Genomic DNA, 16,665 nt, shown 5'->3' with positions numbered 1-16,665 from the left:
GATACGAACGGGTGACCCCCTGGGGACTTCCCTAGGTGGCGACCGGGGAGCCACAGTTAACAATGTGAATAGATGCGCGCGCCCATGATCTAGGCTGAGCCGATGCGCAGCCTGCCCGACCCGGAGACGGCCGGCAGCCTCGACGAGCTGGTCGAACGGCTGCGGCTGTTGAAGATGTGGGCGGGCAACCCCTCCTACGTGACGATCACCGAACGGGTCAACGCCGCCTGGACCGGAGCCGGCCGCCCGGCCGGCGAACTGGCCGGCAAGACCACCGTGGTGGACGTCTTCCGCCCCGGCCGGCGCCGCCTCAACACCGATCTGGTGATGTCGGTGGTCCAGGCACTGAACCCCGACCCCGGCTACGCGGAGCGGTGGCGGCTCGCGCTGCAGGCCGCCGACGGGCGGGCCCGGGCCGCCGGGCTGGTCCGCGTCCAAGACTCGCTGCCCCCGGACCTGGCCGAGTTCACCGGCCGCGACGCCGAACTGGACCGGCTGCGCGAGGTGCTGGACGGCGGCACGGCGGCCGTCGAGGGGATGGCCGGCGTCGGCAAGACTCAGCTGGCCCTGCACGCCGCCCACCTGCTGCACCACGAACGTCGCTTCGACCGGGTGCTCGTCGTCAACCTGCGCGGCTTCCACCCCGATCCGGCCCAGCCGCCCGCCGACCCGGCCGCGGTGCTGGACGGCTTCCTGCGCGTACTCGGCATGCCTGGACCGCGGATCCCGGCCGCGCTGCACGACCGCACCGCCGCCTTCCGCCGGCTCCTCGACGGCGTACGCGCGCTGATCGTCCTGGACAACGCGGCCGACACCGGCCAGGTCCGCCCGCTGCTGCCCGACCGGCCGGGCTGCACGGTTCTGATCACCAGCCGGCGGCGGCTCACCGGTCTGCCCGGCGGCCGGGTCACCGTCGGCGCGTTCACCCCGGCCGAGGCCCGGGACTTCCTGACCCGCTCCGCACCGGACGCCGCCCCCGGTGACGATCCGGACGCGGCCGGGCGGATCGCCGAGCGCTGCGGTCGCCTCCCGCTAGCGCTGGGCCTGGTCTCCGGCCATCTGCGTACGCGTCCCGCCTGGACTCTCACCGACCACGCCGACCGCCTCGACGAGCACCATCGCACCGGTCACCTGGACAGCGGCGTCGCGCTCGCCCTCGACCTGTCGTACCGGGACCTCGCCCCGGATCTGCAGCGGCTCCTGCGGCTACTGTCGCTGCACCCGGGCCAGGAGCTGGGGGCGCATACCGCCGCCGCGCTGGCCGGCCTGGACGTGGCCGCGACCCGCACCGCCCTGCGCCGGCTGAGCACCGATCATCTGGTGCTGGAGGATTCCGTCGACCGGTTCACGTTCCACGACCTGCTCCGCGCGTACGCCGCCGCAAGGTCCCGTGACGAGGACCGCCCCGCCGACCGCCGGGCCGCCCTGACCCGCCTGTTCGACCACTACCTCGCCGCCCTGATGACCGCCGCGGAGCTACTGTTCCCGACCGATGCCGGCCCGGTTCCGCACGCCGGCGAGGTGCCCGCCATGGACGACCCCAAGTCCGCGCTGAACTGGCTGGACGCGGAACGGGCCAACCTGCTCGCGGTGGCCGCGTACACCGCCGACCACGGCTGGCCGGAGCACACCCTGCGGATGTCCCGGGCCCTCTACCAGTTCCTCAACGGCGCCCACAACGGCGACGCGGTGACGCTGCACGAGCACGCGTACCGCGCCGCCCGCAACCAGGGTGACCTCGCCGGCCAGGGGCATGCGCTGGCCGACCTCGCCGAGGCCGCCCAGCGTCTCGGCCGCTACGCCGACGCGGCCGCCCACCTGCGCCAGGCGTGCGAACTGTTCCGGCAGGCCGGCGACACCGGCGGCGAGTGCCGCTCGCTGAACCTGCTGGGTTCGATCATGGAACGGTCCGGTGACTTCACCGCCGGCGAACCCCACCACCGCCACGCCCTGGAGCTGGCCCGCCGGGCCGACGACCTGAGGGGCCAGGCCCGCGCCCTCGGTTACCTGGGCGACCTGCACCGGCTGCTGGGCCGCCACGAACCGGCCCGGGAGAGCTACCACGAGGCGATGGCCCTGTTCGCCCGGGTCGGCCTCCGGGTCGGCGAGGGTGCCGCCCTGGTCAGTCTCGGTCACGTCGACGTCAAGGCCGGCCGGCACGACCGGGCCGTCGCCTATTTCGAGCAGGCCATCGCCGTGTTCCGCGACATCGGCAACCGCCTCGGCGAGGCCGACGCCCTGGACGGTCTCGGCACGGTGGAGACCCGACGCGGCCACCCCGGCCGGGCCACCGCCTACCACCGGCAGGCCCTGGACATGTTCCGGGAGAGCGGCGAACGGCAGCTGACCGTCTGGGCCCTCAACGGCCTGGGCGAGGCCGCCCAGGCCGCCGGCCGGCACGCGACCGCGCTCGACCACCACACCGAGGCCGAGGAGATCGCCGGCGAGATCGGCATCCGGGAACAGCAGGCCCGCGCCCACACCGGTCTGGGCCGCGCCCACCAGCACCTCGGCGACCAGCTCGCCGCCGCCCGGCACCTGCGCCACGCCCTGGCCCTGTACGCCGGCCTCCCTGAGGCCACCGAGGTCCGCGCCCTGCTCGACGCCCTGGACGCTGGGGACCCGCGTTCGGATTCATTCGGGATCCCGCCATCCATCGACGGTTCTCCCTAGCCTTTCCGTACCGGCGGAAGAGCCTTTCCGTACCGACGGAAAACGGGGGAACCGAAGCATGGCCGTGACCATCCTGCCCAGAAGCACCTGGGCGCCCTACGCCGCAGGACGGGAACGGTCACCGGGTCATGCCGCTGCCCCGCCCAGCTGGAACACCAACCGCAGCTGGAACCCGTCCCTCGGCGGGGTGTTCATCCATCACCGCGGCGGCGACCTGCCGATCGTCAAGGGTGGATACGACACGGAGGAGGACTGCCTCGCCGACATCGCCTCGGTCTACGAGGACCACTGGCAGGACGAGGAGAAGTTCGATCTCGACATCGCCTACAACTTCCTGATCTGCCCGCACGGCAACGTCTACGAAGGGCGCGGCTACATCCGCGGGGAGGCCAACCACGCCGGCAAGGTCGGCGAGATCGGCCGGAACGAGGGCTTCTACTCGATCTGTGGTCTGCTGCGCTCGTCGGACGACCCGACCGTCGCCATGCTGCGGTCCTACCGCGACCTGATCGATCACCTGCGCAACGCAGCGCCCGCCCCGGCGGGCAGCATGATCCTTCCGCATTCGCACGAGTACGCCACCGAGTGCCCCGGCGCCCTGAGCATGTACGCCCGCCCGGGTTCGACGATCGATCCGAACTCCTCCTGGCGCGGTCCCGGCGACCGGTACGTCTACGAGGCCCAGAAATGGGTCAACAGGACCTACAAGGGTGTCGCTCCGGGCTACATCGAGGTGGTGGAGTCCGGATACACCGGATGGCCGACCGTGCTGTCGCTGACTCAGGGCCTGCAGCACGAACTCGGCATCTCCCCCACCGTGCAGAACTTCGGGCCCGGCACGTTCGCCGCCGTCGCGAACCGCAACAAGCTGCCCCGGGAGGAGACCAACCCCCGGATCCAGGGACTGGTCAACGCGGCGCTGTGGGCCAAGGGGTACTGGACCTCCCGCGACATCGGCCTGTGGAACGCCGAGTCGGACGACGCCCTGCTGAAGCTCTACACCGACGCCGGCCTGTCGATATCGAACCGGGCGATGTGGCCGCACGTCGCCCGGTCGCTGATGCGGATGGACCAGTTCAAGCAGGTGCCGGGCGGCAGCAGCGCCATCCGCGGCATCCAGCAACGGCTCAACGCGCGCTACGTCGCCCAGGTCGGCATCCCGGCGATGAGCCTGGTCCCCTGCGACGGCATCTACTCCCGGGACGTGCAGTCCGGCTTCATGATGGCCGTCCAGTACGAACTCGGCCTCTCGCCGGCCGGCATCAACGGCTACTTCGGCCCGGCCACCCAGACCGCGCTCAAGGGCAAGGGTTCCCAGGCGCTCACCGGTGACCTGCGCTACCTGTTCCGCGCGGCGTGCCTGTTCAACTCGCCGGTGCCGGACCCCTTCAAGGCGTACGACCCGGAGGATCTGCGGTTCGACGCGGAGACCCAGAGCCACCTCGACTGGCTGCTCGCCTTCCAGAAGTTCTCGCAGCTGCCCACCACGATGCGCAACGATTACGCCACCTGGGCGCAGCTGCTGGTCTCGTCCGGTGACACCGAGCGCCCGGCGAGCGGCTGTGACGGCATCACCGAGATCACCACAGCACGGGCGCAGGCGCTGCTGGCCAAGGGCTACCGGATCGTCGGCCGGTACCTCGACGAGCACCTGCCCGCCGACGACCCGTACTACCTGGGGAAGGCCCTCAAAACCGGCGAACCGGCGACCATCCTGGCGGCCGGGATGCGCTTCTTCCCGATCTTCCAGTACAACGGCACGGTCCTGGCGAACTTCACCTACGACAAGGGGTACGCCCAGGGCCTGAAGGGCCACGACAAGGCCGTCGAGCACCGCATCCCGGCCGGGACCTGCGTCTACTACGCGGTCGACTACGACGCCCTGGACGTCGACATCGACAGCGGCATCAAGCCGTACTTCGAGGGTGTCCGGCAGGCGTTCGCGGACCGCGGCGGCCGGTACACGTTCGGCGTCTACGGGTCCCGCAACGTGTGCATCCGGATCACTCGCGAGGTCGGGGCGAAGTGGTCCCTGGTCTCCGGGATGTCCTGGGGCTACTCCGGCAACCTCGGTTTCCCGCTGCCGGAGAACTGGTCGTTCAACCAGATCCGCGAGTACGACTTCCAGGCCGGCTGGGGACTGGACCACGACGTGTGGCGCGACAACGGCGATCCCGGCGTCTCCCGCCTGGTCGCGGAGTAGGGGGAAACATCATGGTCACCCGACGCATCCTGCTCGGCACCGCCGCCGGTGCCGGCCTCGCCACCCTCGGCGCGGTCTCACCCGCCGCCGCGGCGGCTCCGACGAAGTCAGCCAACGGCTGGCGCATCGATCCGCGTGCCGTCAGCACGCACCGGATCGCCGGTTCGGCGGCCTCGGTAGCGATCCGCACCGGGGACGTCGCCGCGGTCCTGCTGCACGTCGCCCGCCGCTGGCACTACGAGATCGCCCCGCTCGACTCCGGGGAGGGCGGCGGCGTGATCGGCCACCTCACCACCGTCACGGCCGGTGCCGATTTCGAGTCGAACCACCTCTCCGGCACCGCGCTGGCCCTGCATCCGACCGCGTACCCGCTGGCCGGCAGCGAGACCCTCTGGCCGCACCACGAGGCGATCGTCCGCGACATCCTGCTGGACTGCGCGGGAACGGTCGTCTGGGGCGGCGATCTGTTACCGGCCAAGGCCTCGCACTTCGCCATCGGCGTACCCCCGGGTGAGAAGACCCTCCGGGCCATCGCCGAACGTCTGGCCACGGGCAACGGCCAGATCGAGACCCGCGCCCAGACCGCCGGTACGGTCGCCGATCCGGCCACTCCCGCGCGCCGCTCCCGGGCCCGCGCCCTTCCCCGGCCGCGCTGACGGTCGAGCCGGACGGTCGGTGGAACGCCGGATGCCCGCCGCCTCGTCAGCGGTGGGCATCCGCGTCACATCGGGATCAGACGAGCTTCTTCAGGGCCGTGCCGACCGCACTCACCATGCCGGGGCGGTGACCGTTACGGACCAGGTTGATGGTGATGCCGTCGATGCCGGCGCCCAGCACCCGTTCCTGGACCATCTCGGCGACCTGCTCGGGGGTGCCGGCGAAGGCCCGGTTGCGCCGATCCTCGGGGATGGTCCCGGCGAGTTCCCTGGCCTCCTTCTCGTCCTCGCCCACCATGCCCATGATCAGGAAACTGGTGGCCAGGGTCGACGGGTCGCGGCCGATCTCCTCGCAGCGCTGGCGCAGCACGCCCACCTTGCGGGCCAGGTCGTCCAGGTCGCAGATGATGTTCATGTGGTCGGCGAAGCGGGCCGCCAGCCGGAACGTCTTCTGCTCGCCGCTGCCGCCCAGCATGATCGGGATGGTGGGGCGTACCCGCGGGTTGTTCATGGCTCCGCGGGTGGTGTACCACTTGCCCTCGAAGGCCGACGCCTCACCCTTGAGCATCGGGGTGATGATGGTGAGCGCCTCCTCGAGGCGTTCGAAGCGCTGGCCGAACGTGCCGAACTCGAAGCCCAGGTCGTGGTGTTCGCGTTCGAACCAGCCGGCGCCGATGCCGAGGACGGCCCGGCCGTGCGAGACCACGTCGAGCGTGGTGACCGTCTTGGCCAGCAGCGCCGGGTTGCGGTACGTGTTGCCGGTGACCAGCGTCGACAGCTGGATCGTCGAGGTCAGCGAGGCCAGGGCGCCGAGGGTCGTGTACGACTCCAGCATGGCGTTCTCCGGCGCCCCGATCCCGGGCAGCTGGTAGAAGTGGTCCATCACCAGGACCGTGTCGAAGCCGGACGCCTCGGCCTCGCGGGCCTGCGCGGCGACCGTGTCGAAGGTCTGCTCGACCGGGACGCCGGGGTAGGTGTAGTTCGGAATCTGGTACCCGAGCCGGATGCTCACTGTGCCTCCGTTAAGCGCCGCAATGTAAGTGGGCTATCACTTGCTAATGTAAGAGCCCTCTTACCGATCGGCAAGCAAGGAGCCGGAAATGGGCTACCACCATGGTGATCTACGTTCGGCGTTGATCGCAGCCAGTTTCGAGCTTCTGGCCGAGAGCGGCCTGCAACGCTTCTCGGTCGCCGCGGCGGCCCGGCGCCTGGGCGTCAGCTCAGCCGCCCCCTACCGCCATTTTCCCGACCGGGCGCACCTGCTCGGCGCGGTCTCGGCCGTCGCCGCCCGGGAGCTGAACGCGGCGATCACCGGCGACCTCGCCGACGCGGCCGGAACGTACGTCCGCTACGTGGTCCGGACCGGTGCCGGCATCCCGGTCATCTACGCCGCCGAACTGCGCGACCTTCCCGACGAGGAGCGCCGGGAGCACACCCGCGCCCTGATGGCGACCCTGATGGAGCTCGCCCTGGACACCGGCGTCGAGACCCGTCAGCAGGCGGTCGCCCTGATGGAGTCGGTCCTGGCCGTCGCGCACGGTTACACGTCGCTGCTCGCCGAGGGCTTCTACGTTCACGGCGACGGCACGGTCGACAGCCTCGCCGACCGCGCCACGACGGCCGCCGCCGCTCTGATCACAGCCGGCCGGGAACCACGAGGATCAGCCAGGTGACGATCGGGATGATCACCACCATGCCGAACCCCCAGCGCATCAGGCCCCGGTAGACGTACTCGCGGCGGTCCTCCGGGGTGTTCGCGACGGTCAGCGCGCCGCTGGTCGAGAACGGACTCGAGTCGACGATCGACGACGACAGCGCCAGCGCGGTGATCAGCCCGACCGCCCCGACCGCGTTCGTCCCGGTCAGGAAGGGCACCGCCAGCGGGATCAGCGCGCCCAGGATCCCGGTGGTCGACGCGAACGCCGACACCGACGCCCCGATGAAACAGATGACCAGCGCCGCGACCAGGGGCGCGCCGACGGTGGCCACCTCCTCGCCGAGCCAGTCGATCGTGCCGAGGGTCTGCATCACCCCGACGTAGAGCACGATGCCGCACACCAGGAGCACGGTCGGCCACGCCACATGACCGACCGCACCCTTGGCCGCCTCCGGCGCCAGCAGGGCCAGGACCACCGCCACGGTGATCGCCACGAGTCCCACGTTGAGGTCGAAGAAGAGCGCGGTCACCGCCAGCGCCACCAGGCCGACCAGGGTCAGGATCCGGTTACGGTCCAGGCCGGCCGCCTCCTCCGGCTCGGCGCCCGTCTCCTCCGGCTCGGCGCCCTCCTCCTCTTCGGGGGTACGTTCCGCAGCACCGTCATCTCGGCGTCCCAGCAGTTCGCGGCCGCCCCAGACGAAGTAGGCCACCACGCTGATCGCCAGGTTGACCACGAACGAGGCGGCGAACAGCAGCATCGGGTCACCGGGCAGGCCGGCCTTCTCCACCACGCCGTTGGTGATGCCGCCGAAGATGCTGATCGGCGAGAATCCACCGGCACTGGCCCCGTTGATGATCAGCAGGCCCATCATCAGCGGGTTGATCCGGTAGCGGACGGCGAAGCCCATCCCGATCGGGGCGATGATCGCCACCGAGGCCGGCACGACCGCACCCATGGCGGTCAGGGCCGCGGTGACCAGGAACATGATCCACGGAATCAGGCCGACCCGGCCGCGGACCGCGCGGATCGCGGCCTGGACCAGCCAGTCGACGGTGCCGTTGGCGGTCGCGATGGCGAACAGGTACGTGACTCCGACGAGGATGACGAACAGTTCGCCGGGGAAGCCGTCCAGGACGGCGTCGGTCCTCTCGTCCGGATCCGCCCCCGGCAGGGCGGTGACGCCGAGGACGAACGCGGCGACGATGGCCAGCGCACCCAGGTTGACCGGGCGCACCGTGGCGATCAGGAAGATGACGGCGAGGACGACGATCGAGACGATTTCTACCGACATCGAAGCCTCCGGAATGGGGTCTTCAGCCGGACCAACTATGGTCTTCGCCACAGAGTGTGGTCAATACTTGACAATTGATCAACTTCAATATCGTTTACGCTGGCTCCATGAGTGCTGCCGGTCGTCATTTCCTGCAGATACCGGGACCCACGAACACCCCCGACCGGGTGCTGCGCGCCATGGCCGCGCCCACCATCGACCACCGCGGACCACGATTCGCCCAGCTCACCGCGGAGATCCTGGAAGGCCTGCGGCCGGTCTTCGGCACCACCGAACCGATCGTCGTCTACCCCGCCTCCGGCACCGGCGCGTGGGAGGCCGCCCTGGTCAACACCCTCTCCCCCGGCGACCGGGTGCTCTGCTTCGAGACCGGGCACTTCGCCGGCCTGTGGCGGGAGATGGCGATCCGTCTCGGACTCGAGGCCGACGTCGTCCCCGGCGACTGGCGGCACGGCGTGGACCCGGCGCAGGTCACCGACCGTCTCGCCGCCGACCCCGGGCACACCGTCAAAGCGGTGCTCGTCGTCCACAACGAGACGTCCACCGGCGTGACCAGCCGGATCCCGGAGATCCGCGCCGCGATCGACGCCGCCGGGCATCCGGCGCTGCTGATGGTCGACACCGTCTCGTCGCTGGCCTCGATCGAGTACCGGCACGACGACTGGGGTGTCGACGTCACCGTCGCCGGCTCGCAGAAGGGCCTGATGCTGCCACCCGGGCTGAGCTTCAACGCGATCAGCGCCAAAGCCCGGGACGCGTCGCGGACCGCCCGGCTGGCCCGGTCGTTCTGGGACTGGCAGCCGATCATCGAGGCGAACCGCAACGGCCTGTTCCCGTACACCCCGGCCACCCATCTGCTGTACGGGCTGCGGGAGGCGCTCGCCATGCTCACCGAGGAGGGGCTGCCGGCCGTGTGGGCCCGGCACCAGCGGCATGCCGAGGCGACGCGGCTGGCCGTACGACGCTGGGGTCTCGAGGTGCTGTGCCGCGACGAGCGGGAGTTCTCCGGATCGCTGACCGCCGTCGTGGTGCCCGACGGCCACGACGCCGACAAGATCCGGGCCACCGTGCTGGAACGCTGGAACATGTCGCTCGGCGGGGGACTCGGCAGGCTGGCCGGCCGGGTGTTCCGCATCGGCCATCTCGGCGACTTCAACGACCTGATGCTGGCCGGGACCCTGTCCGGCGTGCAGATGGGCCTGATCGCCGCCGGCGTCCCGGCCGACCCGTCCGGGATCACCGCCGCCCTGGAAAGGCTGCAACGCCCGTGACCGATTTCGAGCACGAGCTGACCGGGGCGCTCGGCGGCCGGACCGGGTTTGACGCGTACACCCGGCACCTCTACTCGCGGGACGCCAGCATGTACGCGATCGAACCCCGCGGCGTGGCCTTCCCCCGGGACGCCGACGACGTCGCCGCCGCGGTCACGATCGCCGGACGGCACGGCGTGCCGATCGTCGCGCGCGGCGCCGGCACCAGCCTGGCCGGCCAGACCGTCGGATCGGGCCTGGTCCTGGACCTGTCCCGGCACCTGCACGAGATCGTCGCGATAGACCCGGAGGCGCGGACCGCCCGGGTGCAGCCCGGCGTCGTGCAGGACCAGCTGAACCGGGCCGCCGCCGCGCACGGCCTGATGTTCGGGCCGGACACCTCGACCAGCAACCGCGCCACCCTCGGCGGCATGATCGGCAACAACTCCGCGGGCAGCGGTTCGGTCCGGCACGGGATGACCATCGACCACGTCCGGGAACTCGCGGTGGTCCTCTCCGACGGCACCCACGCCCGTTTCGGATCAGACCGCCGCGACGCGCCCCGGTCCGGGACCGTGGAGAGCGAGATCTACCGGCGACTCCCCGGTCTGCTCACCCCGGAAGTGCTCGCCGGTTTCCCGCCGTACTGGCGACGGGCCTGCGGATACCCCCTGGACCGGCTGGCCGCCGGCCCGGGGTTCGACCTGGCCCGGTTCGTCGTCGGCTCGGAGGGCACCCTGGTCACCGTCACCGAGGCCCTCGTCGACCTGGTCCCCCGGCCCCGGCACACGATGATCGCCGTCGGGCACTTCACGTCGGTGATCGGCGCCGTCGAGGCCACCGGCGACGCCCTCGCCGGCGAACCGTCCGCGGTGGAGATGATGGACCGCACCATCCTCGACCTGTCCCGCCGGAAGATCGAGTACGCCGGCCTGGGACAGCTCCTGGCCGGCGACCCGGCGGCCCTGCTGTTCGTCTCGTTCGCCGGCGACGACGAGCGTGAGCTGCGCGGACGGCTGGACCGGCTGACCGCACGGTGGCAGCGCCACGGACACGGATATCACACCGTGCGCGCCGAGACCCCGGCCCAGCAGGCCGGCCTGCTCAAGGTCCGGGCGGCGAGCCTGGGCCTGCTGATGGCGGCGAGCACCGGAACGCTGCGCCCGCTGGCCTTCGTCGAGGACACCGCCGTCGACCCGGCCCGCCTGGCCGACTACACCCGGGACTTCCAGAAGGTGCTGGACCGGCACGGGCTGCACGCCGGTTTCTACGGCCACTGCTCGGTGGGCTGCCTGCACATCCGCCCGTTCGTGGACGTCCGCCGCCCCGAGCACCGCCGGGCGATGCGGGCGGTGGCCGAGGAGATCAAGGACCTGGTCGTCGCGTACGGCGGCGTCAACTCCAGCGAACACGGCGACGGTCTGGCACGCAGCGAGTTCAACCGGGAGATCTTCGGCGACGAACTCTATGCCGCGCTGCGTACCGTGAAGGAGATCTTCGATCCGCACGGCTTGATGAATCCCGGAAAGATCGTGGACGCACCGCCGATGACCGACCACCTCCGCGACGCGGCCCTCCCACCCGCACCACCGATACGCACCCGCCTGGACTTCACGGTCGTCGGCGGCATGCGGGACACGGCGGACCGGTGCATGAACATCGGGCTGTGCCGCAAGGACGCCACCGGCGTGATGTGCCCGTCCTACATGGCCACCCGCGACGAGGAACACTCCACCCGCGGCCGGGCGAACGCCCTGGTCAAAGCCCTCTCCGAAGCCGACCCCCGGGCCGGGCTGAGCGACGACCGCCTGCACGGGATCCTCGACCTGTGCCTGATGTGCAAGGCCTGCAAGAGCGAATGCCCGCTCGGCGTCGACATGGCCGCCCTGAAGGCCGAGACCCTGGCCGCCCGGCACGACACCCACGGCGTCCCGCTCCGGTCGCGCCTGTTCGGTGCCATCCGCACGGTGAACCGCCTCGGCGCGGCCACCGCCCCGCTCGCCAACCTCCTCACCCGGTCGGCCCCGCTGCGCCGGCTCCTCGACCGCCGGCTGGGCATCACCGCGGCCCGGCCGTTGCCGCGGTTCGCCCGCACCGACCTGATCCGCTGGTTCCGTCACGTTCACCGGCCACCCGGCCCGGAGATCATCCTGCTCGCCGACTCGTTCACCACCTGGACCGAACCGTCCGCCGGACAGGCCGCCGTCACCCTCCTCACCGCGGCGGGCTGGCGGGTGCGGCTGGAGAGCGGCGGCTGCTGCGGGCGCGCGAGCTACTCCAAGGGCCTGCTCGACGACGCCCGGCGCCGGGCCGCGGCGCTCGTCACCCGGCTGGCCGGATCGTCGTCGCCGATCGTCGGATGCGAACCGTCCTGCGTTCTCACCCTGCGTGACGAACACCGGCAGCTGCTCCCCGACGACCCCCGCGTGCCCGGTGTCGCCGGCCGGGTCCGGCAGATCGAGGAGATCCTGCTCGACGCCGACCTCCCGCTCACCGGCCGGTTCGCCGGGCGGCGCATCCTCTACCACGGACACTGCCACCAGAAGGCCGAGGTGGGCACCGCCGCGACCCTGGCACTGCTGCGCCGGATCCCCGGCGCGGAGGTGGTCGAGGTCGACGCCGGATGTTGCGGCATGGCCGGATCCTTCGGGTACGAGTCGGAGCACTACGACCTGTCGATGACCATCGCCGAGAGCCGCCTCCTGCCGGCCGTCCGGAACGAGCCCGCATCCACGATCGTGGCGGCCACCGGCTTCTCCTGCCGGCAGCAGATCCGGCACGGCACCGAACGGGTGGCCCGGCACCCCCTCGAGTTGCTCCTCGAGGCCTGTTCTGTGGATCCTGGTTCTCGTTCCTCGAAACGGTGACAGAACGGCGGAGTCCGCCGTTTTCGGGAAGGATTTGTCGATGTCGCACCGTGATCTCATCCGGCGGGAGTTCGCCCGGCAGGCCGGAACCTTCGAGGACAGCCGCCTCAACGATGCCTTCACCCGGCACCTCGACCGGCTCGTCGACTTCGCCGCACCCACCGCCGACGATGTGTGCCTGGACGTCGCCTGCGGCACCGGGATGGTCGCCCGGGCCCTCGCCGGCCGGGCCCGGCACGTCACCGCCCTCGACCTGACACCGGAGATGCTGGCCACCGGCAAGGCGAGCGCCGACGCCGCGCACCTGCGCAACGTCGTCTTCCAGGAGGGCGACGCCGCCCGGCTGCCCTTCGTCGGCGGCTCGTTCTCGCTGGTCGTCACCCGGTTCTCGATGCATCAGGTGACCGAACCGGAGACGGTGCTGGCCGAGATGGTCCGGGTGTGCCGTCCTGGCGGCCGGCTCGTGGTCGCCGACCTGGTGCGGACACCGGGACTGCGCGGCGACCCGGACCGGATGGAACGTCTGCGCGACCCGTCGCACGGCGCGATGCGTACCGTCGCCGAGATCGAGCAGGCGATGGTGGTGGCCGGGGCGGCCCTGGTGGCCTCCGAGGTGTTCGAGGTGGAACGGCCGCTGCGGGTGTGGCTCGACCAGTCCCGGACCCCGGCGGACGTGGGCGCCGGCATCGAGGCGGAACTGCGCGCCGAACTGGACGGTGGAGAGCCGACCGGGATGCGGCCGCTGCTGGTCGACGGGGAGCTCTGGTTCACCCAGACGTGGTCGCACATCACGGCCCGTGCGGTCTGACCTGACTTTCTTTTCCGGTTGCAGGATGGCCGGCTCTCCGGTTGCAGGATGCTGGCAGGATGACCGGCGATGATCCGTCGACTGCTGACCGTCCTGCCGGTCGTTCTGGTGCTGGGTGCCTGCGCGGCGCCCGGCACGACCCCGCAGACCTGGCCCGGGCCGCCGTCGGTGTCTCCGGTCCCCGGGCTGGTCTCCCCGACCGTGCTGCCGACCTGCCCGCCGTCCGGGGTCCGGATGCGGTTCACCGACGGCGACGCGGCGATGGGGCTGCGGGTGGTCGGGCTGACGCTGACGAACTGCGGTGCGCGGGACTACCGGGTCAGCGGCTATCCCGTGCTGCGGCCCCTCGACGCGGACCGGGCCGTGCTCGACGTGACGGTGCTGCCCGGCGTCACCGAGATCTCCAGCGGCCTGGAGCAGCTCGACTTCCCGGACCGCGAGGTGGTGCTCGCCCCGGGACAGGCGGCCAGCGCCGTGGTGGCGTGGCGCAACACCTACGACGACACCACCCACGGGCCGGTGAACGTGGACTCCGTGTCGGTGTCCCCGCAGGAGGGCCGCCCGTTCCAGACCGTGACACCGGACCACCCGTTCGACCTGGGCAGCACCGGACGGCTCGGCGTCACCCGTTGGGAAGCCGACAGCACGAGCCCCTCGTCATGATCGTCTCGTCGACAGACAACGGCATCAACCTCCGATCTCGCGTTCCGCGCCCCTCCTATCTCGCCTTCGTGGGTGAGGGCTGGTCCTCTTCTCGGCGTGGCATCAAGCCGTACACGACGGCCGGCCCCGGTACTGCCATCGCTACCGCTCGAGTCACGTCTCCTGGTCAGCCGTAGACGACGGCTCGAGGGCGCCCGCTGTCGGCAGCGGCTCAACCACGAGCAGAAACCGACCACAACCGACGGCTGGCACCCCCGAGCCGTCCCTGATGGCTGAACAACGCCTACCAGTCAGCCATGGAGGACGGCTCAGCCGACCGAGCCGTCCTCCATGGCTGTCCGGAAGACCGATAACAGCCGTGGAGCACGGCCGACCAACCCCCAGCCGTCGCCCACGGCTCAACCACAAGCCGAAAACAGCCGTGGAGCACGGCTGAGCAGCCCTCAGCCGTCCTCTACGGTCCGTTTTCGAAGCGGAAGCAGCCGTGACCGACGGCTGGGCTACCACCAGCCGTCGATGACGGTTGTCCAGCGTCGTGGGAGAGCCGTGGACGACGGCCGGGGTGGCCGGGACGCCACGTGACTCGCGTTGACCTTGACCGGAGGCGACACCGTGGCGAACGGCTGGACCACACCGGTACGGCGAGACCCCGGGAAGAGGCGCGCGGCGCAGCGGATGTGGACCGGTGAACGGAGGAGACAGCGGCCCCACTGCGAACCGCGAGGCCAGACGTGGACCGGCGAACGAAACAGAGACCCGCGCGGCGGACCCCGAAGTCAACCGTGGACCAGCGCATGAGGCGGGAACACGGGCGTCGGAACTACGAGTCAGGCGCGGAACGACAAGTCACGCGCGGAACGACGAGTCACGCGCAGAGCGACAAGTCAGGCGCAGAACGACGAGTCACGCGTGGAACGGCGGGGGAGGCAAGGGCGCGCGCACGCGGCGGGCGATGGTGACGGCCACGTCGTCGCGGCCGTGCGGGGCCACCACCTGCAGGCCGACGGGCAGGCCGTCGACCAGCCCGGCCGGGACGCTCACCGCCGGATGCCCGGTGATGTTGAAGTCCCAGCACAGGTCGCCGACGAAGTCGCCGGCCACCGGGCCGTCGTACGGGTGCGCCACGCCCAGCGTCGTCGGTGTGACGATCGCGTCGACCTGGGCGAACACGTCGGCCAGGGCCAGGTCGGCCTGTCGCCGCAGGTCGAGCGCGTGCCGGACCTGCGCGTCGGTGGCGCCGCGCCCGGCGTCGAGGGCCGCCATCGTGTCCCACGCGTCGTCCGGCGGCGCCAGCTCCAGCGGCACCTGGACGACCGTGAGATCGCCCAGTCGGGACCGGACCACCGCCGCCGTCGCCGGGTCAGCCGTCCCACGACCGAAACTGGTCAGGAACGCCACCCGCCACGGCTGATCACACTCGGACGCCGGGACGGGCCAGCGTGGCAGGGCTGCCGGGTCGTGCCGGTCCGGGCCGCTGACCAGCGAGGTCGCCGCCACCACGAGGTCCAGGTCGGCGCCGATCAGGCCGGGGACGGCCAGACCGGTGAGCGTCCGACCCCGGCGCGGGACCCGTCCGGCCGTACCCTTGAATCCCGCAACGCCGCAGAAGGCCGCCGGGATCCGCAGCGATCCCCCACTGTCGCCGCCGGTCGCCAGGGGCACGACGCCGGCCGCGACCGCTGCGGCGGCGCCCGCCGACGATCCGCCCGGTGATCGGGAGAGATCCCACGGGTTGCGGGTGAAGTCCCGGCCGTTCCAGCCGTGCGTCTGCGAGTCGGTGCCGGGCCGGTTGCGGGTCGAGACCCCGATCGGAACCGCACCGGCTGCGACCAGGCGGGTCACGATCGGGGCGTCCGGCCGAGTACCGGATTTGATCAGGAACGGCACCCCGGCGAGCGGCGCGTCCGGGTCGACCCGCCGGGCCGCCGCGCGGGCGCCCGCCGGGTCGAGGCTCTCGGCGAAGTGCAGCACCGGGTCCAGGCGGGCGGCGGCGGCCAGTGCCGCCTCGACGCGGCCGGTCACACCGTGGTCAGCCACGCACCGACCTCGTCGCTGGTCACCAGCGACTTGTGCTGCAGGTAGTGCACCATCTTGAGGGCGTCGTCGTGGGCCTGCTGCGACGACCCGCTGACCACGTCGGTGACCACGTTGATGAACAGGTCGCGCTGGTGCGCGTCGACCGAGGTGTACAGGATGCAGATGTCCGTGAACCCGCCGATCATGATCAGGCTGTCCACGTCGTAGGCGCGCAGCACGATGTCGAGTTCGGTGCCGAAGAACGACGAGTACCGCCGTTTGCGGATGTGGAACTCCTCGGGAAGCGGGGTGAGCCCATGCGCCAATGAGGTGCTCGGCTCCCCCTCGATGCAGTGCGGCCCCTCGGACCCGTCCAGCTCGCGACCGATGTCGATCAGGTGCGGCTTGTGCACTTCCTGAACCCAGATGACGGGTACGCCCTTGGCCCGGCACGCGTCGACCATGGTGATCGCCTTGCCGAGCTGGTCCTTGGCGTAGACCGGGTCGGCACCGGTCAGCGGCCCGCCCTGGAAGTCGACGACGAGCAGTGCGGTCTTTCCTTCGATGTTCACCGCTGTCC

Annotated in this window: 12 protein-coding genes; 8 read left to right on the top strand and 4 right to left on the bottom strand. The window is 71.2% G+C overall.

Annotated elements, in window-relative coordinates; genetic code table 11:
* The first annotated feature begins 102 nt into the window (after positions 1 to 102).
* Genes QSK32_RS28145 through QSK32_RS28135 form a run of 3 tightly spaced genes read left to right on the top strand, consistent with a single transcriptional unit; the run spans position 103 to position 5,532 of the window.
* The gene (locus QSK32_RS28145) at positions 103 to 2,673 is read left to right on the top strand and encodes a tetratricopeptide repeat protein (protein ID WP_285473616.1); all 2,571 of its coding nucleotides are present in this window, start codon (positions 103 to 105) and stop codon (positions 2,671 to 2,673) included.
* A gap of 58 nt (positions 2,674 to 2,731) precedes the next feature.
* Positions 2,732 to 4,876: a glycoside hydrolase domain-containing protein gene (locus QSK32_RS28140; RefSeq protein WP_285473615.1), complete on the top strand. Its 2,145-nt coding sequence runs from the start codon at positions 2,732 to 2,734 to the stop codon at positions 4,874 to 4,876.
* Positions 4,877 to 4,887: 11 nt separating this feature from the next.
* Entirely contained in the window at positions 4,888 to 5,532 is a 645-nt protein-coding gene (locus tag QSK32_RS28135) for a hypothetical protein (RefSeq protein ID WP_045746319.1), read from the top strand.
* 76 nt (positions 5,533 to 5,608) lie between these two features.
* On the opposite strand, the gene QSK32_RS28130 is transcribed toward QSK32_RS28135, so the two are convergent.
* Positions 5,609 to 6,544 (bottom strand): LLM class F420-dependent oxidoreductase, encoded by a 936-nt coding sequence (locus QSK32_RS28130; RefSeq protein WP_285473614.1) that lies wholly within the window; start codon positions 6,542 to 6,544, stop codon positions 5,609 to 5,611.
* An 88-nt stretch (positions 6,545 to 6,632) separates the two neighbouring features.
* On the opposite strand from QSK32_RS28130, the gene QSK32_RS28125 reads away from it, so the two are divergent.
* Positions 6,633 to 7,205 carry a TetR/AcrR family transcriptional regulator gene (locus tag QSK32_RS28125; protein WP_045746321.1) on the top strand — a complete coding sequence of 191 codons (573 nt, stop codon included), beginning with the start codon at positions 6,633 to 6,635 and terminating at the stop codon, positions 7,203 to 7,205.
* On the opposite strand, the gene QSK32_RS28120 is transcribed toward QSK32_RS28125, so the two are convergent.
* Positions 7,168 to 8,481: an SLC13 family permease gene (locus tag QSK32_RS28120; RefSeq protein ID WP_285473613.1), complete on the bottom strand. Its 1,314-nt coding sequence runs from the start codon at positions 8,479 to 8,481 to the stop codon at positions 7,168 to 7,170. The two genes, QSK32_RS28125 and QSK32_RS28120, sit on opposite strands and share 38 nt — an antisense overlap.
* Positions 8,482 to 8,588: 107 nt before the next feature.
* Here QSK32_RS28120 and QSK32_RS28115 point away from each other — a divergent pair, with 107 nt between their 5' ends.
* The 4 genes from QSK32_RS28115 (at position 8,589) to QSK32_RS28100 (ending at position 14,069) form a co-directional block, all read left to right on the top strand.
* Positions 8,589 to 9,752 carry a pyridoxal-phosphate-dependent aminotransferase family protein gene (locus QSK32_RS28115; protein WP_285473612.1) on the top strand — a complete coding sequence of 388 codons (1,164 nt, stop codon included), beginning with the start codon at positions 8,589 to 8,591 and terminating at the stop codon, positions 9,750 to 9,752.
* The gene (locus QSK32_RS28110; protein ID WP_285473611.1) at positions 9,749 to 12,598 is read left to right on the top strand and encodes an FAD-binding and (Fe-S)-binding domain-containing protein; all 2,850 of its coding nucleotides are present in this window, start codon (positions 9,749 to 9,751) and stop codon (positions 12,596 to 12,598) included. The genes QSK32_RS28115 and QSK32_RS28110 overlap by 4 nt, the downstream gene beginning before the upstream one ends.
* A gap of 40 nt (positions 12,599 to 12,638) precedes the next feature.
* Positions 12,639 to 13,406, top strand: a complete 768-nt coding sequence (locus QSK32_RS28105; RefSeq protein ID WP_045746325.1) for a class I SAM-dependent methyltransferase — start codon at positions 12,639 to 12,641, stop codon at positions 13,404 to 13,406.
* Between the two features lie 69 nt (positions 13,407 to 13,475).
* A complete protein-coding gene (locus tag QSK32_RS28100; RefSeq protein ID WP_285473610.1) occupies positions 13,476 to 14,069 on the top strand; it encodes a DUF4232 domain-containing protein in 594 nt (197 codons plus the stop codon).
* Positions 14,070 to 14,972: 903 nt separating this feature from the next.
* On the opposite strand, the gene QSK32_RS28095 is transcribed toward QSK32_RS28100, so the two are convergent.
* Positions 14,973 to 16,106, bottom strand: coding sequence for an amidase family protein (locus QSK32_RS28095; RefSeq protein WP_285473609.1), 1,134 nt, complete (start codon positions 16,104 to 16,106; stop codon positions 14,973 to 14,975).
* Positions 16,088 to 16,657, bottom strand: coding sequence for a cysteine hydrolase family protein (locus QSK32_RS28090; RefSeq protein WP_052721013.1), 570 nt, complete (start codon positions 16,655 to 16,657; stop codon positions 16,088 to 16,090). Before QSK32_RS28090 ends, QSK32_RS28095 begins: the two co-directional genes overlap by 19 nt.
* Between the last annotated feature and the right edge of the window lie 8 nt (positions 16,658 to 16,665).

The sequence above is a fragment of the Actinoplanes sp. NBRC 101535 genome (assembly GCF_030269225.1).
GTDB classification, from domain to species: Bacteria; Actinomycetota; Actinomycetes; order Mycobacteriales; family Micromonosporaceae; genus Actinoplanes; species Actinoplanes rectilineatus.
This window is presented reverse-complemented; position numbering and strand designations above follow the sequence as displayed.

What these genes read in the sequence shown, in the direction of transcription:
- QSK32_RS28145 (WP_285473616.1), top strand. Translation starts at nt 103, where the DNA reads ATGCGCAGCCTGCCCGACCCGGAGACGGCCGGCAGCCTCGACGAGCTG.
- QSK32_RS28140 (WP_285473615.1), top strand. Translation starts at nt 2,732, where the DNA reads ATGGCCGTGACCATCCTGCCCAGAAGCACCTGGGCGCCCTACGCCGCA.
- QSK32_RS28135 (WP_045746319.1), top strand. Translation starts at nt 4,888, where the DNA reads ATGGTCACCCGACGCATCCTGCTCGGCACCGCCGCCGGTGCCGGCCTC.
- QSK32_RS28125 (WP_045746321.1), top strand. Translation starts at nt 6,633, where the DNA reads ATGGGCTACCACCATGGTGATCTACGTTCGGCGTTGATCGCAGCCAGT.
- QSK32_RS28120 (WP_285473613.1), bottom strand. Translation starts at nt 8,481, where the DNA reads ATGTCGGTAGAAATCGTCTCGATCGTCGTCCTCGCCGTCATCTTCCTG.
- QSK32_RS28115 (WP_285473612.1), top strand. Translation starts at nt 8,589, where the DNA reads ATGAGTGCTGCCGGTCGTCATTTCCTGCAGATACCGGGACCCACGAAC.
- QSK32_RS28105 (WP_045746325.1), top strand. Translation starts at nt 12,639, where the DNA reads ATGTCGCACCGTGATCTCATCCGGCGGGAGTTCGCCCGGCAGGCCGGA.
- QSK32_RS28100 (WP_285473610.1), top strand. Translation starts at nt 13,476, where the DNA reads ATGATCCGTCGACTGCTGACCGTCCTGCCGGTCGTTCTGGTGCTGGGT.